The following is a 20,317-nucleotide window of genomic DNA, read 5'->3' as shown; positions in this document are numbered from 1 at the left end:
ACCAGCGCGGCCGGCCGTATTGACCTGCCCTCGATCGTAGGTGCGCCCGCCGGGTCGGCATCCGCTTTCGGCAGGGCGTGCCACAAACGAGAAAGGCCCCGGCGTCGCCGCCGGGGCCTTTCCTGGTTCATTCAGTCCCGGTTCGGGCTCAGCGGCGGTCGCCGATGAGCGAGAGCAGGAACTGGAACATGTTGATGAAGTCGAGGTACAGCGTCAGCGCGCCGTTCACCGACATCTTGGCCGCGCCCTCGGCATCGAAGCCGCTGTAGAGATACATCTCCTTCAGCTTCTGCGTGTCGTAGGCGGTCAGGCCCGCGAAGATCAGCACGCCGAGCACCGAGATCGCGAACTGAAGCGCGCTCGAGGCCAGGAAGATGTTGACCAGCGAGGCGATGATCAGGCCGATCAGACCCATGATCAGGAACGAGCCCATCCCCGAGAGGCTGCGCTTCGTGGTGTAGCCGTAGAGGCTCAGGCCGCCGAAGGTCGCCGCGGTGATGAAGAACACCCGCACCACGCTCGCGCCCGTGAAGACGAGGAGCAGCGTCGACATCGACGCGCCCATCACCGCCGCGAAGGCGAAGAACATCATACGCGCGGACGAGGCCGACATCCGGTCCATCCGCATCGAGAAGACGAAGATGAACACGAGGGGGGCGAACATCAGCACCCACTTGAGGGGGGTGTTGTAGAGGGTCTGGCCGAACGGGGTCAGCGCGAGCTGGCCCGTCGCGGTGGTCGCCGTGGCGGCCATGTTCAGGCCGAGCGCGACGAGGCCCGAGATGCCGAGGCCGACGACCATGTTGTTGTAGACGCCGAGCATGAAGCTGCGCAGGCCCTGGTCGACCTCGACCTGCGTGCCGGCGTGTCCGGGCGCCTGGGCGCCGTACCGGAAGGGACTGTTCTCGAAAGCCATGGGAGTTCCCTTGAGGATGCTCTCTCAGCGTGGTGTCAGACGAGGCCCGTATGGGCCCCTGGCGCCGACGAGCGCCTCGCTGGAGAATATGTTGCGTCGCGAGGCGGCACACAAGGGCCCCGCCGAGCTTCGGCTGCCTGTTTTCGCGAGCCCGATGCCGTAATTTTGTTGGTAAAGCGCGGGATTAAAAATCGTTAAGCCGGCGGACGGACTCCGTTCAACTACATCTGCGCCTTGAACCCGGGCGCGGCCGCCGCCCGATCCTGGCGGCGAATACGTCAGGCTGTATATCACAGATCCCGCAGATAGGGTGCCGGCTTCTGGCCGAGGATGCGCCAGGTGCCGGCGAGCCCCAGCAGCACGGCGAGCGCCACGGCGAGCCCGGCCGCGACGAGGGCGCCCGAGAGGTCGAGCACGAAGTCGAGGCGCATCACCCGGGTGACGATGGCGTAGCCCGCGAGCGTGCCGGCGATCAGCCCGAACAGGGCGGTGACCGCCCCGAGCGCCCCGTATTCCAGGCCGTAGGCGGCGAGCAGCCGTGCCCGACTCGCGCCCAGCACCTTCAGCACCACGGCGTCGTAGAGCCGCGCGCGGTGGCCGGCCGCGACGGCGCCCGCCAGCACCAGCAGGCTCGCCAGGACCGCCACCGCGCTCGCCCCGCGGATCGCGAGCACGAGCTTGGCCACGAGGTCGCCCACCGCGTCGAGGGCGTCCTTCACCCGCACGCTGGTGACCGAGGGGAAGCCGTGGGCGACGTCGCGCAGGATGCGGTTCTCCGCCGATGCGTCGGTGCCGCCGGGCAAGCTCAGCGTCGCGAGGTCGGAATGGGGCGCACCCCGGAAGGTGCCGGGCGAGAACACCATCACGAAGTTGATGCCGAGGTTGCGCCACTCGACCTTGCGCAGGTTGGCGATCTTCGCCGTCACGTTGCGCCCGAGCACGTTGACGGTGACCTCGCTGCCGACCTTCAGCCCGAGCTGGCGCGCGAGCTCCGCCTCGAAGGAGACCAGGGACGCCTTGCCCGCCTCCGCGTTCCACCACGCGCCGTCGGTGAGCACCGAGCCGTCCGGCAGGTCGTCGGCGTAGGTGATGCCGCGGTCGCCGTCGAGGACCCAGGCCGCGTCCTCGGGGGGGCGGATCTTCTGGGCCGGCACGCCGTCGAGGGCGACGATGCGCCCGCGCATCATCGGCACCCGCTCGACCTTCGCGTTCGGCGCGCCCTGCGCCAGGAAGTCGTGGAAGCGGGTGGCGTCGGCCGAGGGGATGTCGAGGAAGAACAGGTTCGGCGCGCGGGCCGGCAGGCTCGCCGTGAGCGTGCGGCGCACGTTGGCGTCGATCAGGCTCAGCGTCACCAGCAGGGTGACGCCGAGGCCGAGCGACAGGACGATGGTCGGCGTCAGCGCGCCGGGCCGGTGCAGGTTGGCGAGCGCCATCCGCGGCGCGGCGCGGCTGGGATGCGGCAGGCGCCGCGCCAGGGCCATCACCCCCAGCGCCACGACCCGCAGCAGGCCGAAGGCGATGCCGGCCGCCGCGATGAAGACGAGGGCCACGCGCCGGTCGAAGGCCGTCGCCACGGCGAGCGCGACGAGGGCGAGGAGCGAAGCGGCGAGCAGCAGCCGGTAGCGCGTGCGGGGCTTGCTGGCGGAGGGGTCCACCACGTCGCGGAACAGCCCCGAGACCGGCACGTCGTGGGCGCGGCCGAGCGGCGTGATCGCGAAGGCGAAGGCCGTCAGCAACCCATAGGCTGCCGCCAGCAGCAGCTCGCCCGGGGCGATGGTCGGGTTCAGCGGCAGGGGCAGCGCGTCGCGGAACAGGGCATCGACGGCGAAGGGCAGGCTCGCGCCGATCATGAGGCCGATCGCGGTGCCGAGGCCGGCGATCAGCATCACCTGTAAGAGATAGAGCGCCACCACCTGCGAGCCCGGCGCGCCGACGCTCTTCAAGGTGGCGATGGAGCCGCGCTTGCGCTCCACGAAGGCGTGCACGGCGTTGGCCACGCCCACGCCCCCGACGATGAGGGCGGTGAGGCCGACCAGGGTCAGGAACTGCGTGAAGCGCTCGATGCTCTTGGCGAAGCGCGGGTCGGCGTTGGAGCGCGAGCGCATCTCCCAGCCCGCGTCCGGCGCGGCCTTGGCGACTCGGGCGGCGGTCGCGTCGATCTCGAGGTCGGAGGCCTGGGGCAGCGCGATGCGGTAGCTCCAGCGGTTGAGGCTGCCCGGCTGGACGAGACCGGTGCCGCGCAGGGCGCTCTCGGCGATCAGCAGGCGCGGCCCGAAGCCGATGCCGCCCGCGATCTTGTCGGGCTCGCTCGCCAGGGTGGCGCGGATCGCGAAGGGATGGCCGGCGAGGCTCACCCGGTCGCCCACCTTGAGGCCGAGCCGGGTCATCAGGGCGGGGTCGGCCACCGCGCCCGGCACGCCGTCCTGCGCGGCGAGGAGATCGGGGAGCGGCGCGTGCGGCTCGGTGACGAGGACGCCGGCCAGCGGATAGCTGCCGTCCACGGCCTTCAATTCGACCAGCGCCGCGCCCTCGCCGGCCACTGCCATGGCGCGGAGCGTCGCGACCACGGCGACGCGGCCCTCGCGCTCCAGCACGGCGCGTTCGGTCGCGCTCGCCTCGCGGTTGATCAGGCTGTAGCTGAGGTCGCCGCCGAGGATGCGCCGTCCCTCGCGGCCGAGCCCGTCCGAGAGCGAGCGCGAGATCGAGGCCACGCCCGCGATCGCCGCGACGCCGAGCGCGATGCAGGCGAGGAAGACGGTGAAGCCGGAGAGCCCGCCGCGCAGCTCGCGCAGGGCGAGGCGCAGCGTCAGCGGCAGGCGGAAGCCGCGCCCGGCGGACGGCGTGGCGGGAAGGGTGCCGTGCATCAGGCCACGCTCTCCGGCGCCTCGATCGTGCCCGAGCGCAGCCGCACCGTGCGGTCGCAGAGCCGGGCGAGGCTCGCATCGTGGGTGACGAGGACGAGGGTGGCGCCGCGGTCGCGCTTCAGCCCGAACAGCAGGTCGACGATCTGCTTGCCCGTCGCCTCGTCGAGATTGCCGGTCGGCTCGTCGGCCACCAGGATCGCGGGGTCGGGGGCGATCGCCCGGGCGATGGCGACGCGCTGCTGCTCGCCGCCGGAGAGCTGGGCCGGATAATGGTGCAGGCGATGGCCGAGGCCGACCGCCTCCAGCTCGGCCTTCGCCCGCGCATGGGCCTGGGGGTGGTCGGCGAGTTCGAGGGGGAGCGCCACGTTCTCCAGCGCCGTCATGGTCGGCACGAGGTGGAAGGCCTGGAAGACGATGCCGATGCGCCGCCCCCGGAAGCGGGCCAGCGCGTCCTCGTCGAGGCGCCCGAGATCGGTATCCTCGATCCGGATCGCGCCGGCATCGGGCCGCTCCAGCCCGGCCATCACCATGAGGAGCGTGGACTTGCCCGAGCCCGAGGGCCCGACGAGGCCGACCGCCTCGCCGCGGGGGACGTCGAGGGAGATGCCGCGCAGCACGTGCACGCGGGCCGCGCCGCGCCCGAGGCTGAGGTCGATGTCCCTCAGGCTCACGGCCGGGCCTGCGGTGATGGTCGGGGCGTTGCCTGGGGTCTTGCCTGAGGTCACGCGGAGGCCGATCTCTTGCGCGATGGGAAAGCTGGCGGACGAGGCTCGGGTGTGGCTGCGAGAGAATCTGTGCGCTGCGACACGCGGGCGTGCATCGATGCCTGGTGGATGCCGGGGCGATATGGCGCTTCTCGGGCGGGAGCGCCAAGGGGTGGGACAAGGGGTGGGACATCGCGGGCCGGAACGCCCGGATGATGGCCGGGCCCGCCCGCTGCTGCGCTTCGCCGCGCTCCTCCTCGCCGCCCTCGCCCTGCTGATGCCCCCCCTCCCCTCCGAGGCCGAGCCCGGCCGCACCCTGAAGCTCGTCGCCCTCGGCGACAGCCTGACCGCCGGCTACCGCCTGCCGGGCGATTCCGCCTTCCCGGCTGTGCTGGAGCGCGAGCTCGCCAAGCGCGGCCACGGCGTCAGCATCGCCAATGCCGGGGTCTCGGGCGACACCGCGACCGGCGGGCTCGACCGGGTCGACTGGTCGGTGCCGGACGGGACGGACGGCGTCATCCTCGAACTCGGCGCCAACGACATGCTGCGCGGCACCGATCCGGCCGTGACCCGCAAGGCCCTCGACGCCATCGTCGCCCGGCTGAAGGCGCGGGGCATTCCGGTCCTGCTCGCCGGGATGCGGGCCTCAGCCAATCTCGGCCCCGACTACATCGCCCGCTTCGACGCGATCTATCCCGATCTCGCCCACCAGTACGGGCTGGTGCTCTACCCCTTCTTCCTGGAGGGCGTGGCCGGCGAGCGCGGCCTGAACCTCGACGACGGGCTGCATCCGAACCCGAAGGGCGTGGACAGGATCGTCGCCGGCATCCTCCCCGCGGTCGAGAGCTTCCTCGGCCGGCTGGCGGAGCCGGCCCACTGAGCCAGCGCCCCGACCCGAGGAGGCCGCCATGCCGCGCCTGTTCACCGGCCTCCCCGTCCCGCCCGAGATCGGCGCGCGGCTCGCCCGCTTCCGCGGCGGCCTGCCGGGCGCGCGCTGGGTCGAGGAGAGCGACTACCACGTCACCCTGCGCTTCCTGGGCGACATCGACGCGGACGTCGCCGAGGACGTGCTGGAGGCACTCTCGTCCATGCGCCCGCGCCCCCCGATCACCGTCACCCTCGACGGCCTCGGCGCCTTCGGGGGCGACCGGCCGCGGGCGCTGTTCGCCTCGGTCGCGCAGGAGCCGGAGCTGATGGACCTGCAGGTCGAGCAGGAGCGCCTCGTGCGCCGCGCCGGGGTGCCGCCCGAGACGCGCCGCTTCACGCCGCACGTGACGCTCGCCCGCCTCAGGCGCGAGGCGAGCCCCGAGGGCGTGGCGATGTACGTGGCCCAGAGCGGCCTGTTCGAGCCGCTGCGCTTCGAGGCGCGGGCGGTGACGGTGTTCTCCGCGCGGGAATCGACGGGCGGCGGCCCCTACGTCGCGGAGGCCGAGCTTCCGTTCGCCTGAGAGCCTGTTTGAGCGGATCGAGCAGGTGTTCAATCCGCTGATCCCCCTCGACCTCATCCTGAGGTGCCGGAGCGAAGCGGAGGCCTCCTTCGAGGCTCGGCTGATGCCTCGCACCTCAGGATGAGGTGGTTTGGTAGGACGAGCCCCATCTCTGCATGACGATCAGTCGATCCCGCTCGAACAGGCTCTGATCCAGACGGCGCTGAGCTCGACTCATCGCCGTCTGCCCGCGCGACGGCGCGGCGGCGGTCGTCCGCCGGGTGCGTTGATCCCGACCATGGGTCGGGATCAACGCACTTTGGTATGAGACCCGCTCACAGCCGCCGCAGCGCGACGCTCTCGATCCGGTGGCTCGCCCCCTTGGCGAGGATCAGGCTGGCGCGTTGGCGCGTCGGCAGGATGTTCTCGCGCAGGTTCGGCAGGTTGATCGTGGTCCAGAGCCGGTCGGCGATGGCGAGCGCCTCGGCCTCGGGCACCTCGGCATATTTGCGGAAGAAGGAGCGCGGATCGCGGAAGGCCGTCTCGCGCAGCTTCATGAAGCGCATGACGTACCAGCGGTGCAGGTCGTCCTCGTGCCCGTCGAGATAGATCGAGAAGTCGAAGAAGTCCGAGACGAAGGGGATCGCCGTGCCGTCCCGCGGCAGCCGCGCCGGCTGGAGCACGTTGAGGCCCTCGACGATCAGGATGTCGGGGCTCTCCACCACGCGCTCCTCGCCCGGCACCCGGTCGTAGACGAGGTGCGAGTAGAGCGGCGCGGTCACGCGCGGATGGCCGGCCTTCACGTCGTGCAGGAAGCGCAGCAGGGCCGCCGTGTCGTAGCTCTCGGGGAAGCCTTTGCGCTCCATGATGCCGCCGGCGGCGAGTTCCGCGTTCGGCAGGAGGAAGCCGTCGGTGGTGACGAGGTCGACCTTCGGGGTGTTCGGCCAGCGGGCCAGCAGCGAGGCCAGGATGCGCGCGGTGGTCGACTTGCCGACCGCCACCGAGCCGGCGAGCCCGATGATGTAGGGGACCTTGCGCTCGCGCTCGGCGATGAGGAAGCGCTGCGTCGCCTTGAACAGCCCCTGCGTCGCGGCGACGTAGAGCGAGAGGAGGCGCGACAGCGGCAGGTAGATCGCCACCACCTCCTCGATCGAGATCGGGTCGTTGATCGATTGCAGCCGGGTGAGGTCGTCGGCCGAGAGCGTCAGCGGCGTGTCGGCGCGCAGGCTCGCCCATTCCTCCCGCGTGAAGCGGCGATAGGGGGAGAGCGTCGCCGGCCCCTCCCCGGTCACGGGGTCCTGGCCGGACGCGCCGAGGGGCGCCGGCGCGAAGCTCATGTGTGGCGCCTCGCGGCCTTCTCGGCGAGGCCGCTCTGGGCGGTGCGCCGCTGCAGCTCCGCCATCACCGCGTCGAGGGAGACGCCGCCCGCCTGCAGCAGCACCACGAGGTGGTAGAGCACGTCCGCGGCCTCCGCCGTCAGGCCCGCCCGGTCGCCCTGCACGGCGGCGATGGCCGCCTCGACCGCCTCCTCGCCGAGCTTCTTGGCCGCCTTCGCCGGCCCGTCCGCCAGGAGCTTGGCCGTGTAGGATTGGTCGGGCGAGGTGCCGGCCCGGCTCGCCACCAGCTGGGCCAGGTCGTTCAGCGTGTACTCGGTCATGCAACACCGTGCATCATGGGGCCCGCAACGGCGCCGCGATCGGCGGGAAATTGCTTCAAGGCCCGGCGGCGGGCAAGCCGGGCCGCTGACAGATGGCACAGGCCATCAGGTTATGCACGGATCCTGCCGGGATTAAGCATCCAGCCGCATGGAGAGGCCTGCCGCCGCCATGTGTGCCTTGGCCTCGCTCACACTGTGCTGCCCGAAATGGAAGATGGAGGCGGCGAGCACGGCGCTCGCGCCGCCCTGGGCCACGCCCGCCACCAGGTCGTCGAGCCCGCCGACGCCGCCCGAGGCGATCACCGGCACGGTCACCGCGTCGGCGATGGCCCGGGTCAGGGCGAGGTCGTAGCCGGAGCGGGTGCCGTCCTTGTCCATGGAGGTGACGAGGAGCTCGCCCGCGCCCTTGGCGGCGACGGTGCGGGCGAATGCGATCGCGTCGAGCCCGGTCGGGTTGCGGCCGCCATGGGTGAAGATCTCCCACCGCGCCGGCTCGCCGGGCCCCGAGACCCGCTTGGCGTCGATCGCCACCACGATGCACTGCGCCCCGAACTTCTCCGCGGCCCGGGCGACGAGGTCCGGATCCTTCACGGCGGCGGTGTTGATCGCGACCTTGTCGGCGCCCGCGAGCAGGAGGGCGCGCACGTCCTCGACCGCGCGCACGCCGCCGCCCACGGTGAGCGGCATGAAGCAGGCCTCGGCGGTGCGGCTCACCACGTCGAGCAGGGTGCCGCGGGCTTCGTGGCTCGCGGTGATGTCGAGGAAGCAGAGCTCGTCGGCGCCGGCCGCGTCGTAGGCCTTGGCCGCCTCGACGGGATCGCCCGCGTCGCGGAGTTCGAGGAAGCGCACGCCCTTGACGACGCGGCCGTCCTTGACGTCGAGGCAGGGGATGATGCGGGTCTTGAGCACAGGGGACTCGTCAGTCGGTCGTGTCGTCGGGGAAGGGACGCGTCAGCATCTCGTCCCGGGTGTAGGGGCAGCGTTCCGGAAAGCGCCTTAGCGACAGCCGCGTCTCCTTCGCGGCGCCGATACGCGCGCCGTGATAGGCCCGCTCCAGCGCCTCCTCCAGCCGGCCCTTCAGCCCCGGATTGTCCTTCAGGACATAGGCGGCCTCGGCCCTTTGCGCCGCGATCGACAGCGCCCAGCTCCGGGTCCGGCGCTCTGGCTGATGGTCCCATTTCAGCATGTGCAGCAGGATCACGCGCCAGGCGCTGACTAGGCTGCTGAACTCGCTGCGCCCCAGGGTCTCGATCTCCTCGGCCAGGTTTTCGAGGTCGAGGCCCGCGATGTCCCCGGCCCGCAGGCGCGCGCCCTGCTCCTGCGTCCAGGTGTAGAAATCGTCCTCGTAGGCGGTCCCGGCCGGAACGGGCCGGGCCGCCGCCTTCACGACGCTCATCGCAGCCTCCTGGCGCGATCCTTGGTGGAGCTTGGATCCTATCACGCCCCGGCGCGGTGCGCCTCCGCGATGGCCTTCAGCGCCGCCTGCGGGTCGATGCGGCCGTCGTAGAGGGCGCGGCCGGTGATGGCGCCGGCGATCAGCGCGCAATCGGGCTGGAGCAGGCGATGCACGTCCTCGATGGAGGCCAGCCCCCCGGAGGCGATGACCGGGATCTGCACCGCCTTGGCGAGCGCCAGCGTCATCTCGACGTTGAGGCCCTTGAGGATGCCGTCGCGGGCGATGTCGGTGTAGATGATCGCGGCGACCCCGGCATCCTCGAAGCGGCGGCCGAGCTCCTCGGCTGTCATGCTGGAGGTCTGGGCCCAGCCCTCCACCGCCACGCGGCCGTCCTTGGCGTCGATGCCGACAGCGATCTTGCCGGGATGGCGCCGGGCGGCCTCGCGCACGAAGGCGGGGTCGCGCACGGCGGCCGTGCCGATGATGACCCGGGCGATCCCCTTGGCGAGCCAGGCCTCGAGCGTCTTCATGTCCCGGATGCCGCCGCCGAGCTGCACGGGGATCGTGACGCGGGCGAGGATGGCGTCGACCGCCGCGGCGTTGCGCGGCGCGCCCGCGAAGGCGCCATCGAGATCGACCACGTGCAGCCAGGAGAAGCCCTGGGCCTCGAAGGTCGCGCCCTGCGCCCCGGGATCGTCGTTGAACACCTTGGCCTGGGCCATGTCCCCCTGCACGAGGCGGACGCAGCGCCCTTCCTTCAGATCGATGGCCGGGTAGAGGATCACGGGGGGACTCGTCTTTAGCGCCGGCGGCCCCTCAGGGCCGCCAACGGAGGAAGTTGGCGAGGAGCGCCAGACCGAGGCGCTGGCTCTTCTCGGGGTGGAACTGCGTGCCGGCGAGGTTGTCGCGGCCGACCATGGCGGTGACCGGGCCGCCGTAATCGGCATGGGCCACCACCTCGCCCGGCCGGCCGGCTTTCAGCGCGTAGCTGTGCACGAAATAGGCGTGCAGGCCCCCCTCGCCCGTGGGGATGCCGGCGAGCAGCGCGTGGTCGCGATCCGGCTTGAGCGTGTTCCAGCCCATATGCGGGATCTTGAGGGCCGGGTCGGCGGGGCGGATCGGGCCGACATCGCCGGGGATCCAGCCGAGGCCGGGGGTGGTCTCGTATTCGAGGCCGCGGGTCGCCATGAGCTGCATGCCGACGCAGATGCCGAGGAAGGGCCGGCCCGCCTCGATCGCGGCGCGGGTCATCGCCTCGACCATGCCGGGCACGGCGTCGAGGCCGCGGCGGCAATCGGCATAGGCGCCGACGCCCGGCAGCACCACGCGGTCGGCCGCCGCCACGGCGTCGGGATCGCCGGTGACCAGGATGCGCGTGTCGAGTCCCGCCTCGCGGGCGGCGCGCTCGAAGGCCTTGGCCGCCGAGTGCAGGTTGCCCGAGCCGTAATCGATGATCGCGACGGTCTCGCTCATGGTCCGTCCGCTCACCGGCCTCCCCCTTCCGCCGGGAACAGGCCGATCACCGGCTCGCGGTCCCGGGCGAAGGCCGGGCGCTGCGGCGCGGGCGGCAGGCTGCGCGGGTCGAGCCAGCGCGCGATCAGCTTGGCCTCGGCCTCGGCGAGGCTGGCCGCCTGCACCGCGTCGCGGGCCGGCCGGCCGTGCCGCGCCAGGGTCCAGCGGCGAAGCGAAGAGGCCTCGAGCCCGATCAGCACGGAGGCGAGCAGGGTGATGACGAAGGCCGCGCCCGGCGCGATGCCGAGGGCGTAGCCGGCGAGCGCCACCAGGGCGAGGCCGGCGGCCACGATCAGGGCCGCGAGCCAGAGGCGGTGGAAGGCGAACCACGCCACCGAGAAGGCGAAGGCGGGCCAGGAGAAGCCGTCCGCCACCACCTGGGCGCGGTCGAGGCCGTGCGCCTCGCCGGGGATCGCGTCCGGGCCCGGGTGAAGCGTGTAGCTGCGCGTGCGCATGTCCGGCTCCCTCAGAGCGTCCCCTTGGTCGAGGGCACGCGGCCCTCCTCGCGGGGATCGAGCGCCACCGCCTTGCGCAAGGCGCGCGCCAGGCCCTTGAACAGACTCTCGGCGATGTGGTGCGCGTTGTCGCCGTAGAAGGTCTCGACGTGCAGGGTGATCCCGGCATTCATGGCGAAGGCCTGGAACCACTCGCGCACCAGCTCGGTGTCGAACTGGCCGATCTTCTCCACGCGGAAGGCCGTGCGGAAGACGAGGAAAGGGCGGCCCGAGATGTCGACGCAGACGCGCGAGAGCGTCTCATCCATGGGCAGGTGCGCGTCGGCGTAGCGCGCGATGCCGCGCTTGTCGCCGAGCGCCCGGGCGAAGGCCTGGCCCAGCGCGATGCCGCAATCCTCGGCCGAGTGGTGCTGGTCGACATGGAGGTCGCCCTCGACCTTGATCTCCAGGTCGAACAGACCGTGCCGGGCGAACAGCTCCAGCATGTGGTCGAGGAAGCCGATCCCGGTGGCGATCCGGGCCTGGCCGGTGCCGTCGAGGCCGATCGAGACGGCGACGTCGGTCTCCGCCGTCTTCCGGCTGATGCTGGCGCTGCGCATGCGTTCGCTTTTCGAGTGCCGCGGGGGGCCGGCGCGGCGCCGGTCCGGAATGCCCGCCTTCTAGTGTGATTTCCCTCGCGCTGGAAAGGCGTTCCGGCGCCGGAACGGACGGTCAGCCCCGCAGCACGCGCCCGGCCACCGCGTCGAGCCGGGCGATCAGCTCCGGATCGCGCTGGGCGGCGGCCGTCATGATGGCGCCCTCGAGGGCCCGGTGCGAGCCCGCCGGGCAGTCCTCGCGCTCGGCGGGGAAGTCGCGGGCGAGGCGCGCGACGAGGCGGGCCGCCTTGTCGGCATTGGCGCGGGCCACCGTCACCACCGCCGCCACGTCGACGGCGTCGTGGCCGGGGTGCCAGCAATCGTAGTCGGTCACCATGGCGATCGTCGCGTAGGTGATCTCGGCCTCGCGGGCGAGCTTGGCCTCGGGCATGTTGGTCATGCCGATCACCTCGAACCCTTGCGCCCGGTAGGCCTTCGATTCGCTGAGCGAGGAGAATTGCGGCCCCTCCATGCAGACATAGGTGCCGCCGCGATGCACCGCGATCTGCTCGGCCTCCGCCGCCGCCACGATGCGCTTCTGCAGGCCCGGCCCCACCGGATGGGCCATCGAGACGTGGGCGACGCAGCCATTGCCGAAGAACGAGGACGGGCGGCCATGCGTGCGGTCGACGAACTGGTCCACCAGCACGAACAGGCCGGGATAGAGCTCGTCCTTGAACGAGCCGCAGGCCGAGAGCGAGACGAGGTCGGTGACGCCGGCGCGCTTCATCGCGTCGATATTGGCGCGGTAGTTGATGCCCGACGGCGAGTAGCGGTGGCCGCGCCCGTGCCGGGCGAGGAACACGACCCGGGTGTCGCCGATGCGCCCGATGCGCAAGGCGTCCGAGGGCTCGCCCCAGGGGGAGGACACGGCCTCCTCGCGCACGTCCTCCAGGCCCGGCAGGTCGTAGACCCCGGAGCCGCCCATCACGCCGAGAACCGCTGCCGTCATCGCAAAACCTCGTGCGGTAGGTCCCCTCCCCCTTGTGGGGAGGGGGCAGGGTGGGGTGGTTCAGGATGGGGCGCCGAGCGTCGTCCGGCACCACCCCACCTCCGGCTCCTCCCCGCAAGGGGGGAGAGATGCCCGCCAAAGCGAAACGGGCCCCTCGCGGGGCCCGTAGCACATCTCTTTCGGGAAGCGGAGATCGCCTCAGGAGGTCTTGTGCAGCTCCGGCTGGAGGCCGTGCACCTCGCCGCCGATATCCGCCCAGATCTTCTTCTTCACGTAGTAGAGCAGGCCCGAGAGCACGATCAGGAACAGGATCACGCGCAGGCCCAGCGCCTTGCGGGCCATCATGTGCGGCTCGGCCGCCCAGGCCATGAAGGCGGCGACGTCCTTGCTGTACTGGTCCACCGTCTCCGGCACGACCGGCTCGCCCTTGTCGTTCTTCGGATAGGTCACCTGCCCGTCGCTGATCGGCTTGGGCATCGCGATCAGGTGGCCGGGGAAGTACTGGTTGTAGTGGGTGCCGTCCGGCACCTCGGTGCCCTTCGGCGGATCCTCGTAGCCGACGAGCAGCGCGTGGATGTAGTCGACGCCCTGTTCCGAGTAGCCGGTGAAGGGCAGCGCGTCGAAGACGAACCAGGGGAAGCCGCGCTCGAAGGTGCGGGCCTTGGCGAGCACCGAGAAGTCCGGCGGCGCCTTGCCGCCATTGGGGGCGGCCGCGGCCTGGTCGTTCGGGAAGGGCGCCGTGAAGCGGTCGGCCGGGCGGCCGGGCCGCTCGAACATCTCGCCCGAATCGTTCGGCCCGTCCTTCACCTGGTAGGTCGCGGCGAGCGCCTTGACCTGGGCCGCCGAGTAGCCGGGACCGCCCTCTTCCGCGAGGTTGCGGAAGGAAACGAGGCGCATCGAGTGGCAGGCGGAGCAGACCTCCTTGTAGACCTGGAAGCCGCGCTGGAGCTGCGCCTGGTCGAAGCGGCCGAACACGCCGGCATAGCTCCACTTCTGGCGCGGCGGCTGGCTGCCGTGGCCGTCCTCGGCGCGGGCCGGGGACAGGGTGGCCGGGGACAGGCCGATCAGGGCCGCCGCGAGGGCGGCGGCGATGAGGCTGGTGGCGCGCATCTGTCTCTCGTCCCTCAGCCCTTCGTGTGCGGTGCGGCGGCGGCGCCTGCGGGGATCCCCGCCCCGCTCACCTGCTTGCCCGGCCCGGTGACGCTCTCCAGGATCGAGCCCGGCAGCTTCGTCGGGGTCTCGAACAGGCCGCAGAGCGGCATCACGATCAGGAAGTGGGCGAAGTAGTAGGCGGTGCAGATCTGCGCGGCGATGACGTAGCCGCCCTCCGGCGGCTTGGCGCCGAGCCAGCCGAGCAGGAAGCACACGGCCACGAACACCCAGAAGAACTGCCGGTAGATCGGCCGGTAGTTCGCCGAGCGCACCCGCGAGGTGTCGAGCCAGGGCGCGAGCGCCAGGATGATCACCGCCGAGAACATCAGGATGACGCCGCCGAGCTTCGAGGGCACCGCGCGCAGGATCGCGTAGAACGGCAGGAAGTACCATTCGGGCACGATGTGGGCCGGGGTCACGGCGGGGTTGGCCGGGATGTAGTTGTCGGCGTGGCCGAGATAGTTCGGCTGGTAGAAGATGAACCACGCGAACAGGATCATGAACACCACGGTGGCGAACACGTCCTTGACCGTGGCGTAGGGGGTGAAGGGCACGGCGTCCTTCGAGGACTTGATCGGGATGCCGGCGGGGTTGTTCTGACCCGTGACGTGCAGCGCCCAGACGTGGAGCACCACGACGCCGGCGATCATCCAGGGCAGCAGGAAGTGCAGCGAGAAGAAGCGGTTCACGGTGGGACTGCCGACCGAGTAGCCGCCCCAGAGCAGGCTCTGGATGGTGTCGCCGACCACCGGGATCGCCGCCAGGATGTTGGTGATGACGGTGGCGCCCCAGAAGCTCATCTGGCCCCACGGCAGGGTGTAGCCGAGGAAGGCGGTGGCCATCATCAGCAGGTAGATGACGACGCCGAGGATGTAGAGCACCTCGCGCGGGGCCTTATAGGACCCGTAGTAGAGGTTGCGGAAGATGTGCACGTAGACGGCGACGAAGAACATCGACGCGCCGTTGGCGTGGGCGTAGCGCAGCAGCCAGCCGTAGTTCACGTCGCGCATGATGTGCTCGACGGAATCGAACGCCTCGGTGGCCGAGGGCTGGTAGTGCATCGCCAGCCAGACGCCGGTGATGATCTGGATGCCCAGGAAGGCGATCAGGATCGCGCCGAAGGTCCAGAAGTAGTTGAGGTTGCGCGGAACCGGGAAGGACACGAAGGACGAGTGGACCAGGCCGACGAGCGGCAGCCGCGACTCGAACCACTTCGCCAAGCGGCTCTTCGGGACGTAGGTGTTGCCGTGTGCGCTCATGGGGCTCTCCGGGACCTCCCGCCTCTTCTCGTTCAGGCCGCGGCCTTGCCGCCCTCTTCGCCGATCCGCAGCTTGGTGTCGGATTGGAAGGCGTAGGGCGGGAGCGGCAGGTTGATCGGTGCGGGGCCGCGGCGCACGCGGCCGACGGCGTCGAACTGCGAGCCGTGGCAGGGGCAGGCCCAGCCCTCGTAGTTGCCCTGGTGGCCGATCGGCACGCAGCCGAGATGGGTGCAGTTGCCGTAGACCACGAGCCACTGCTCGTGGCCGCTCTTCACGCGGCTGTCGAAGGTGGCCCTGTCGGCGAGATCCGCCAGCGGCACCGCCTTCATGTCGGTGATCTCCTTGCCCGTCAGCTTGCGCACGAAGATCAGCTTGCCGCGCCAGAACACGTTGATGATCTGGCCGTCGGTGATCGGCGTCAGGTCGACCTCGATGGGCGCGCCGGCCGCGATGGTGGCGGCGTCCGGCGCCATCGAGGAGACGAAGGGCCAGGCCACCGCGCCGGCGCCGACGGCGAGGCCGGCACCGGTTGCGAGGAACAGGAAATCTCGGCGGGTGCCCTCCTGCGGGGCGGCGCCGGCGGGCGCGGCGGCAGTCGTGTTCGCCAAGGTCTCGAACCTCCAGAGCGTGAAAGCCGAAGCGGGGCGCGCTCGGGCCCCGCGGGTGCGCGGGCCGGCCGCTTCGGACCGGACCAGAGCACTATCGTTCTAAACTGTGCAATGCGACCGGCCGTCGCCCGAAGTCAAGCCGAGCGTGCGCCCGCTCCCGCATTGCGGCGAAGAGGGCGCGCGAGATGTCTCAGGGGCGGGATCAGGGTGTCGAAATGGACACAGTCGGGCGGCGTGCCCCGAGGCCCGTCGGGCGTGCCGGACCGGCCCGCACGAGCCGGCGCCAGCGCGCCACCAGCAGGGCCGCCACCACGAACAGGCCGGCGCAGAAGCCGATCCAGATGCCCGCCCCCTCGAAGCCGAGGCCCCAGGCGAGCCCTGCGCCCACCGGCACGCCGAGGCCCCAGTAGCCGCCGACCGCGATCAGCATCGGCACCTTGGTGTCCTGCAGGCCGCGCAGCATGCCGAGCGCCACCGACTGCACCCCGTCGGCCACCGCGAAGAGCGCGGCGAAGCCGATGAAGACCACGGCCACCGGCAGCACGGCGCCGTTGGCCGGGTCGCGCAAATCGAGGAACAGGCCGATCAGCGGCTCCGGCACGCTGAGCTGGGTCAGGGCGCACAGGCTCATGAAGCTCAAGCCCAGCCCCAGCGCCACGGCGCCCGCCCGGCGCACGCCGGCGGCGTCGCGCCGCCCGAAGGCGAGGCCGACCCGGACGGTCGCGGCCTGGGCGATGCCGTTGGGCACCATGAAGCAGAAGGCCGCGATCTGGATCGCCACCGCGTGCGCGGCGAGCTGGCTCGCGCCGAACAGGCCCATGGCGAGCGCCGCCGCCTCGAACAGCCCGGCCTCGGCCAGCCCCGTCGCCACCATCGGCAGGCCGAGGCGGACCACCGCCCCGAGCCGGGCGGGATCGAAGCGCCAGAGGCCGTGGAACAGCCGGTGGCGCCGGAGCCCGGGATCGCGCAGCACCACGAGCACGAGCACGGCGAGGCTGAACACGGAGGAGACCAGGGTCGCGCAGCCGATCCCGACCATGCCGAGGCCGGCCTCGAAGGCGAGCCAGAGGCCGAGCGCCACGTTGAGCGGCAGGGCCGCGAGGCTGGCGGCGAGCGCCCAGGCGGGCCGCTCCAGGGCGGCCAGCGCGCCGCGCAGGGCCATGAACAGCAGGGCCGGCCACATCGCCCATTGCAGCACGCGCATGTAGCGGCCCGCGGCCTCGGCGAGCGCCGGCGGCTCGCCGAGCGCGGCGAGCAGCGGCCCGGTGAACCAGAGCAGCAGCATGACCGGCCCGCAGACGAGGGTCGCCGCCCAGAGCCCGGCGCGCAGGGTGCGGCGCGCGGCCTCCGTGTCGCCGGGGTCGCGCCCCAGCGCCTCGGCGATCAGCGGCGCCACGGCGCTCGTCAGGCCGATGCCGCCGATGAACAGGATGAAATAGAGCCCGTGCGCGAGCGTCGCCGCGGCCAGCGCCTCGGCGCCGAGGCGGCCGAGCATCACCACGTCGGCCATGATCAGGCCGTGCTGGGCGAGGTTGATCAGGACGAGGGGCCCGGAGAGCGCGAGGGTGGCGCGCAGCTCCACGAGCCAGGGACGGCGGAACGGGGCCCTGTCCCGCGCGGGCGAGGCCGCGAGGTCGAGTGCCGGCATGATGTCTCTCGGATCTGGAAAACGGGGATCGGCCGCGGCCGGGCCGCGGCGGAGGAGCTGTCTCTATCCGCGCAACGCGTCGGAAACGTGTCGCCCGCGCTCGGGCGGCGCGTCGTCGGCCGCCCGGTCGGCGAGGAAGCCGCCGGACTGGCGCGCCCAGAGCCGCGCGTAGAGCCCGCCGCGGGCGACGAGCTCGGCATGGCTCCCCTCCTCCACGATCCGGCCCCGGTCGATCACGATGAGCCGGTCGAGGGCCGCGATGGTCGAGAGGCGATGGGCGATGGCGAGCACCGTCTTGCCGCGCATCAGCGTGTCGAGGGAGTCCTGGATCGCGGCCTCGACCTCGCTGTCCAGCGCCGAGGTCGCCTCGTCGAGGATCAGGATCGGCGCGTCCTTCAGGATGACGCGGGCGATGGCGATGCGCTGGCGCTGGCCGCCGGAGAGCTTCACCCCGCGCTCGCCCACCTGCGCGTCGTAGCCGCGCCGCCCCTTGTGGTCGACGAGGTCGCTGATGAAGCCGTCGGCATGGGCGAGGCGGGCCGCGCGCTCGATCTCGGCCTGGCTGGCCTCGGGGCGGCCATAGGCGATGTTGTCGCGGATCGAGCGGTGCAGGAGCGAGGTGTCCTGGCTGACCATGGCGATGGCGCCGCGCAGGGATTCCTGGCTCACCCGGGCGATGTCCTGCCCGTCGACCAGGATGCGCCCGCTCTCGACGTCGTGCAGGCGCAGGAGCAGCGAGGCGATGGTGCTCTTGCCCGCGCCCGAGACGCCGACGAGCCCGACCTTCTCGCCCGGGCGCAGGTCGAGCGTGAGGTCCTCGATGATGGTGGCGTCGCCGCGCCCGTAATGGAAGCCGACCCCCTCGAAGCGGATCGCGCCGCCCGAGACCGCGAGCGCCTTGGCGCCGGGGGCGTCGACGAGGGCGTGCGGCCGGCTGATCGTCTGCATGCTCTCCTGGATCACGCCGACATTCTCGAAGACGCCGCGCACGGTCTGCATCACCCAGCCCGACATGGCGATGAGGCGCAGGACCAGCGCGAGGCCGGCCGAGGCCTCGCCGGTGCTCATGCCGCCTCGCTGCCAGAGCAGCAGCGAGGCGGCCCCCGTCGCCACGAGGAGCGCGCTGTTGAGGAGGCCGAGCAGGGTCGTCGTCAGCGTCACCAGCCGGAACTGGTGGAGATAGGCCTTCGTGTGCACGTCGACCGCGTCGCGCACGGCGGCGCGCTCCTCGCGGTCGCGGGCGAAGAGCTTCACCGTGAGGATGTTGGTGTAGCTGTCCACCACCCGGCCGATCAGCGTCGAGCGGGTGTCGGCGGTGCGGTGCGAGCGGGTGCGGGCGCGCGGCACGAACCACGCGGTGAGGGCGCCGTAGGCCAGGACCCAGACGAGCACGGGCAGGGCGAGCCACAGCGAGATCGAGCCGAACAGCGCGATCGCGGTGACCGCGTAGATCGCCACGTAGAGCAGCGTGTCGATGAAGACGACGGCGAGCTCCCGCACCGCCGGCCCGACCTGCACCACGCGGTTGGCGAGCCGCCCGGCGAAATCGGCCTGGAAGTAGGAGAGCGAGTGGCCGAGCGTGTAGAGATGCGCGCGCCAGCGGATCTGGTTGGTCGATTGCGGCACCACGAGCTGGTTCGACAGGAGTTCGTGCAGCCAGATCGCCACGGGCCGCACCACCGCGACGAGGACGAGCGCGAGGGCGATGCCCGGCGCGTGGTCCGTGAGGACGGTGGCCCGGTCGGCGCTCGCGAGCAGGTCCACGAACCAGCGCATCACGAGGTAGAGCGAGGCCTCGACGCTGCCCGCGATCACCGCGATCACGAACAGGCAGGCCAGCGCCCAGCGGATCGGGGCGAGGTAGAAGCGCGCGAAGCCGAGCACCGATTTCGGCGGCATGCGGCCCTCCTCGAAGGGCGCGAACGGGTCGATGCGGCGCTCGAGCCAGTCGAGGAACATCACGGCACGGGGGTTTTCGGCGGTCCGGGGCGGGCCCCCTTAGGTAAGGACGCTTGACCCGGGGCCAAGCGGGGAGCGATGCCGCAGCGCGCAAACCTGCCCTGCAGATCCATGCTCCGCCTCGCCCTCTACCAGCCCGACATCCCCCAGAACACCGGCACCATGCTGCGCATGGCGGCCTGCCTCGGCCTCGCCGTCGAGATCGTCGAGCCGGCGGGCTTCGACGTCTCGGACCGGCATCTCCGGCGCTCGGGCCTCGACTATCTCGACCACGTGGCCGTGACCCGCCACCGCTCGTGGGGCGCCTTCGAGGCGTGGCGGCGCGGCGCCGGCATCCGCCTCGTCCTCGCCACCACGGCCGGCGCGCAGCCCCACACCGCCTTCGCGTTCCGAGACGGCGACTGCATCCTTATGGGCCGGGAATCGGCCGGTGTCCCCGAGGCGGTCCACGCGGCCGCCGACGCCCGCATCCTAATCCCGCTCCGGCCGGGTCTGCGCTCCCTCAACGTCGCGGTCGCCGCCGCGCTGGTGACCGGCGAAGCGCTGCGGCAGGTAGGCGGGTTTCCGGGATAAGGCGCCGTGAAGCCGAAGCTGGGCCGGCTCGGCGCCGGCTCAGCGCGTCTGCGCGCCGCTGCCTGTCTGATTGTCCGGCGGGCCGTCCACGCGGCGGTCCGTTTCGCCCTGCGACTCGGCCTGCGCCTGGCGCCGCCGCTCGGCCTCGTAGCCCGCCGCGATGCCGAGGTCGATGGCGCGGCGTGCCAGCCGGATCCCGAGCCAGAGCAGGATCAGGCAGATCAGGACGATGAGTCCGGCCTTGAGCGGGTTCATGGGGAGCGCCTATCTGATGCGGCCCGGCTCGGAAACCCTTCCGGGCCCCTCCCCGACCCGGCGGATCCGTTTGAGCGCGCGCGAGACCTTCCACATCGAGATCCTGGGGCTCGACCCCGATCCGGTCCTCTCCCGCGTCTCGGTGCGGGTGGAGGATCTCGCCGCCGCGGAGGAGCGGGCGCTCCGCCTGTTCGCCCGGGCGCGGGCGCCCCAGCGCGGCGGCGCGCCGGCGGAGGCCGTGCGGGTGATCGACGGGGCGGGCCGCGAGGTATTCTTCCGCAGCCGCTTCGACGACGGCGCCTGACGGCGGACCCTCCCCGTTGCCGGAGGCCGGTCGCGCCCGAT

The 20,317-nt window shown here is 71.8% G+C and carries 22 protein-coding genes; 4 read left to right on the top strand and 18 right to left on the bottom strand.

Features of this window, described 5'->3' with window-relative positions; genetic code table 11:
• Positions 1-148 precede the first annotated feature (148 nt).
• The 3 genes from MTDSW087_RS21345 to MTDSW087_RS21335 all read right to left on the bottom strand — a co-directional run bounded on the left by MTDSW087_RS21345 (position 149) and on the right by MTDSW087_RS21335 (position 4,505).
• Positions 149-916, bottom strand: a complete 768-nt coding sequence (locus MTDSW087_RS21345; protein ID WP_144766899.1) for a Bax inhibitor-1/YccA family protein — start codon at positions 914-916, stop codon at positions 149-151.
• A gap of 290 nt (positions 917-1,206) precedes the next feature.
• Positions 1,207-3,780 carry an ABC transporter permease gene (locus MTDSW087_RS21340; RefSeq protein WP_144766898.1) on the bottom strand — a complete coding sequence of 858 codons (2,574 nt, stop codon included), beginning with the start codon at positions 3,778-3,780 and terminating at the stop codon, positions 1,207-1,209.
• Positions 3,780-4,505: an ABC transporter ATP-binding protein gene (locus MTDSW087_RS21335; protein ID WP_373321978.1), complete on the bottom strand. Its 726-nt coding sequence runs from the start codon at positions 4,503-4,505 to the stop codon at positions 3,780-3,782. The genes MTDSW087_RS21340 and MTDSW087_RS21335 overlap by 1 nt, the downstream gene beginning before the upstream one ends.
• Positions 4,506-4,716: 211 nt before the next feature.
• On the opposite strand from MTDSW087_RS21335, the gene MTDSW087_RS21330 reads away from it, so the two are divergent.
• A complete protein-coding gene (locus MTDSW087_RS21330) occupies positions 4,717-5,364 on the top strand; it encodes an arylesterase (RefSeq protein ID WP_144766916.1) in 648 nt (215 codons plus the stop codon).
• A 28-nt stretch (positions 5,365-5,392) separates the two neighbouring features.
• Positions 5,393-5,932: an RNA 2',3'-cyclic phosphodiesterase gene (gene thpR / locus MTDSW087_RS21325; RefSeq protein ID WP_144766897.1), complete on the top strand. Its 540-nt coding sequence runs from the start codon at positions 5,393-5,395 to the stop codon at positions 5,930-5,932.
• A 314-nt stretch (positions 5,933-6,246) separates the two neighbouring features.
• Here the strand turns inward: thpR and coaA are convergent, their stop codons facing one another.
• From coaA to MTDSW087_RS21255, 14 genes are all read right to left on the bottom strand, one after another.
• Positions 6,247-7,248, bottom strand: coding sequence for a type I pantothenate kinase (gene coaA, locus MTDSW087_RS21320; protein WP_144766896.1), 1,002 nt, complete (start codon positions 7,246-7,248; stop codon positions 6,247-6,249).
• A complete protein-coding gene (locus MTDSW087_RS21315) occupies positions 7,245-7,568 on the bottom strand; it encodes a phosphoribosyl-ATP diphosphatase (RefSeq protein WP_144766895.1) in 324 nt (107 codons plus the stop codon). The genes coaA and MTDSW087_RS21315 overlap by 4 nt, the downstream gene beginning before the upstream one ends.
• 132 nt (positions 7,569-7,700) lie before the next feature.
• Complete coding sequence (gene hisF / locus MTDSW087_RS21310) at positions 7,701-8,477, bottom strand: imidazole glycerol phosphate synthase subunit HisF (RefSeq protein ID WP_144766894.1); 777 nt, start codon at positions 8,475-8,477, stop codon at positions 7,701-7,703.
• Between the two features lie 10 nt (positions 8,478-8,487).
• A complete protein-coding gene (locus MTDSW087_RS21305; RefSeq protein WP_144766893.1) occupies positions 8,488-8,964 on the bottom strand; it encodes a DUF29 domain-containing protein in 477 nt (158 codons plus the stop codon).
• 41 nt (positions 8,965-9,005) lie between these two features.
• On the bottom strand, positions 9,006-9,749 hold the full coding sequence (gene hisA, locus MTDSW087_RS21300) for a 1-(5-phosphoribosyl)-5-[(5-phosphoribosylamino)methylideneamino]imidazole-4-carboxamide isomerase (RefSeq protein WP_144766892.1): 744 nt from the start codon (positions 9,747-9,749) through the stop codon (positions 9,006-9,008).
• A 31-nt stretch (positions 9,750-9,780) separates the two neighbouring features.
• Entirely contained in the window at positions 9,781-10,437 is a 657-nt protein-coding gene (hisH, locus tag MTDSW087_RS21295; RefSeq protein WP_144766891.1) for an imidazole glycerol phosphate synthase subunit HisH, read from the bottom strand.
• A gap of 11 nt (positions 10,438-10,448) precedes the next feature.
• The gene (locus MTDSW087_RS21290) at positions 10,449-10,931 is read right to left on the bottom strand and encodes a DUF2628 domain-containing protein (protein WP_144766890.1); all 483 of its coding nucleotides are present in this window, start codon (positions 10,929-10,931) and stop codon (positions 10,449-10,451) included.
• Between the two features lie 11 nt (positions 10,932-10,942).
• Complete coding sequence (gene hisB, locus MTDSW087_RS21285; RefSeq protein ID WP_144766889.1) at positions 10,943-11,530, bottom strand: imidazoleglycerol-phosphate dehydratase HisB; 588 nt, start codon at positions 11,528-11,530, stop codon at positions 10,943-10,945.
• Positions 11,531-11,642: 112 nt separating this feature from the next.
• On the bottom strand, positions 11,643-12,518 hold the full coding sequence (locus MTDSW087_RS21280) for an S-methyl-5'-thioadenosine phosphorylase (protein WP_144766888.1): 876 nt from the start codon (positions 12,516-12,518) through the stop codon (positions 11,643-11,645).
• 198 nt (positions 12,519-12,716) lie between these two features.
• On the bottom strand, positions 12,717-13,628 hold the full coding sequence (locus MTDSW087_RS21275; RefSeq protein ID WP_144766887.1) for a cytochrome c1: 912 nt from the start codon (positions 13,626-13,628) through the stop codon (positions 12,717-12,719).
• A gap of 14 nt (positions 13,629-13,642) precedes the next feature.
• Entirely contained in the window at positions 13,643-14,929 is a 1,287-nt protein-coding gene (locus MTDSW087_RS21270) for a cytochrome b (RefSeq protein ID WP_144766886.1), read from the bottom strand.
• A 32-nt stretch (positions 14,930-14,961) separates the two neighbouring features.
• A complete protein-coding gene (gene petA / locus MTDSW087_RS21265; protein WP_144766885.1) occupies positions 14,962-15,537 on the bottom strand; it encodes a ubiquinol-cytochrome c reductase iron-sulfur subunit in 576 nt (191 codons plus the stop codon).
• A gap of 202 nt (positions 15,538-15,739) precedes the next feature.
• Positions 15,740-17,185, bottom strand: a complete 1,446-nt coding sequence (locus MTDSW087_RS21260) for an MATE family efflux transporter (RefSeq protein ID WP_144766884.1) — start codon at positions 17,183-17,185, stop codon at positions 15,740-15,742.
• Between the two features lie 63 nt (positions 17,186-17,248).
• Positions 17,249-19,144: an ABC transporter ATP-binding protein gene (locus tag MTDSW087_RS21255; RefSeq protein WP_144766883.1), complete on the bottom strand. Its 1,896-nt coding sequence runs from the start codon at positions 19,142-19,144 to the stop codon at positions 17,249-17,251.
• Between the two features lie 111 nt (positions 19,145-19,255).
• On the opposite strand from MTDSW087_RS21255, the gene MTDSW087_RS21250 reads away from it, so the two are divergent.
• Positions 19,256-19,717: a tRNA (cytidine(34)-2'-O)-methyltransferase gene (locus MTDSW087_RS21250; RefSeq protein WP_144766915.1), complete on the top strand. Its 462-nt coding sequence runs from the start codon at positions 19,256-19,258 to the stop codon at positions 19,715-19,717.
• A gap of 39 nt (positions 19,718-19,756) precedes the next feature.
• Here the strand turns inward: MTDSW087_RS21250 and MTDSW087_RS21245 are convergent, their stop codons facing one another.
• Positions 19,757-19,972 (bottom strand): hypothetical protein, encoded by a 216-nt coding sequence (locus MTDSW087_RS21245; RefSeq protein WP_144766882.1) that lies wholly within the window; start codon positions 19,970-19,972, stop codon positions 19,757-19,759.
• A gap of 70 nt (positions 19,973-20,042) precedes the next feature.
• Between MTDSW087_RS21245 and MTDSW087_RS21240 the strand changes: the two genes are divergently transcribed.
• Positions 20,043-20,276 carry a hypothetical protein gene (locus tag MTDSW087_RS21240; protein ID WP_144766881.1) on the top strand — a complete coding sequence of 78 codons (234 nt, stop codon included), beginning with the start codon at positions 20,043-20,045 and terminating at the stop codon, positions 20,274-20,276.
• Positions 20,277-20,317: the final 41 nt, after the last annotated feature.

It is taken from the genome of Methylobacterium dankookense (assembly GCF_902141855.1).
GTDB classification, from domain to species: Bacteria; Pseudomonadota; Alphaproteobacteria; order Rhizobiales; family Beijerinckiaceae; genus Methylobacterium; species Methylobacterium dankookense.
This window is presented reverse-complemented; position numbering and strand designations above follow the sequence as displayed.

What these genes read in the sequence shown, in the direction of transcription:
- MTDSW087_RS21345 (WP_144766899.1), bottom strand. Translation starts at nt 916, where the DNA reads ATGGCTTTCGAGAACAGTCCCTTCCGGTACGGCGCCCAGGCGCCCGGA.
- MTDSW087_RS21340 (WP_144766898.1), bottom strand. Translation starts at nt 3,780, where the DNA reads ATGCACGGCACCCTTCCCGCCACGCCGTCCGCCGGGCGCGGCTTCCGC.
- thpR (WP_144766897.1), top strand. Translation starts at nt 5,393, where the DNA reads ATGCCGCGCCTGTTCACCGGCCTCCCCGTCCCGCCCGAGATCGGCGCG.
- coaA (WP_144766896.1), bottom strand. Translation starts at nt 7,248, where the DNA reads ATGAGCTTCGCGCCGGCGCCCCTCGGCGCGTCCGGCCAGGACCCCGTG.
- MTDSW087_RS21315 (WP_144766895.1), bottom strand. Translation starts at nt 7,568, where the DNA reads ATGACCGAGTACACGCTGAACGACCTGGCCCAGCTGGTGGCGAGCCGG.
- MTDSW087_RS21305 (WP_144766893.1), bottom strand. Translation starts at nt 8,964, where the DNA reads ATGAGCGTCGTGAAGGCGGCGGCCCGGCCCGTTCCGGCCGGGACCGCC.
- hisH (WP_144766891.1), bottom strand. Translation starts at nt 10,437, where the DNA reads ATGAGCGAGACCGTCGCGATCATCGATTACGGCTCGGGCAACCTGCAC.
- MTDSW087_RS21290 (WP_144766890.1), bottom strand. Translation starts at nt 10,931, where the DNA reads ATGCGCACGCGCAGCTACACGCTTCACCCGGGCCCGGACGCGATCCCC.
- hisB (WP_144766889.1), bottom strand. Translation starts at nt 11,530, where the DNA reads ATGCGCAGCGCCAGCATCAGCCGGAAGACGGCGGAGACCGACGTCGCC.
- MTDSW087_RS21280 (WP_144766888.1), bottom strand. Translation starts at nt 12,518, where the DNA reads ATGACGGCAGCGGTTCTCGGCGTGATGGGCGGCTCCGGGGTCTACGAC.
- MTDSW087_RS21275 (WP_144766887.1), bottom strand. Translation starts at nt 13,628, where the DNA reads ATGCGCGCCACCAGCCTCATCGCCGCCGCCCTCGCGGCGGCCCTGATC.
- MTDSW087_RS21270 (WP_144766886.1), bottom strand. Translation starts at nt 14,929, where the DNA reads ATGAGCGCACACGGCAACACCTACGTCCCGAAGAGCCGCTTGGCGAAG.
- MTDSW087_RS21260 (WP_144766884.1), bottom strand. Translation starts at nt 17,185, where the DNA reads ATGCCGGCACTCGACCTCGCGGCCTCGCCCGCGCGGGACAGGGCCCCG.
- MTDSW087_RS21255 (WP_144766883.1), bottom strand. Translation starts at nt 19,144, where the DNA reads ATGTTCCTCGACTGGCTCGAGCGCCGCATCGACCCGTTCGCGCCCTTC.
- MTDSW087_RS21250 (WP_144766915.1), top strand. Translation starts at nt 19,256, where the DNA reads ATGCTCCGCCTCGCCCTCTACCAGCCCGACATCCCCCAGAACACCGGC.
- MTDSW087_RS21245 (WP_144766882.1), bottom strand. Translation starts at nt 19,972, where the DNA reads ATGAACCCGCTCAAGGCCGGACTCATCGTCCTGATCTGCCTGATCCTG.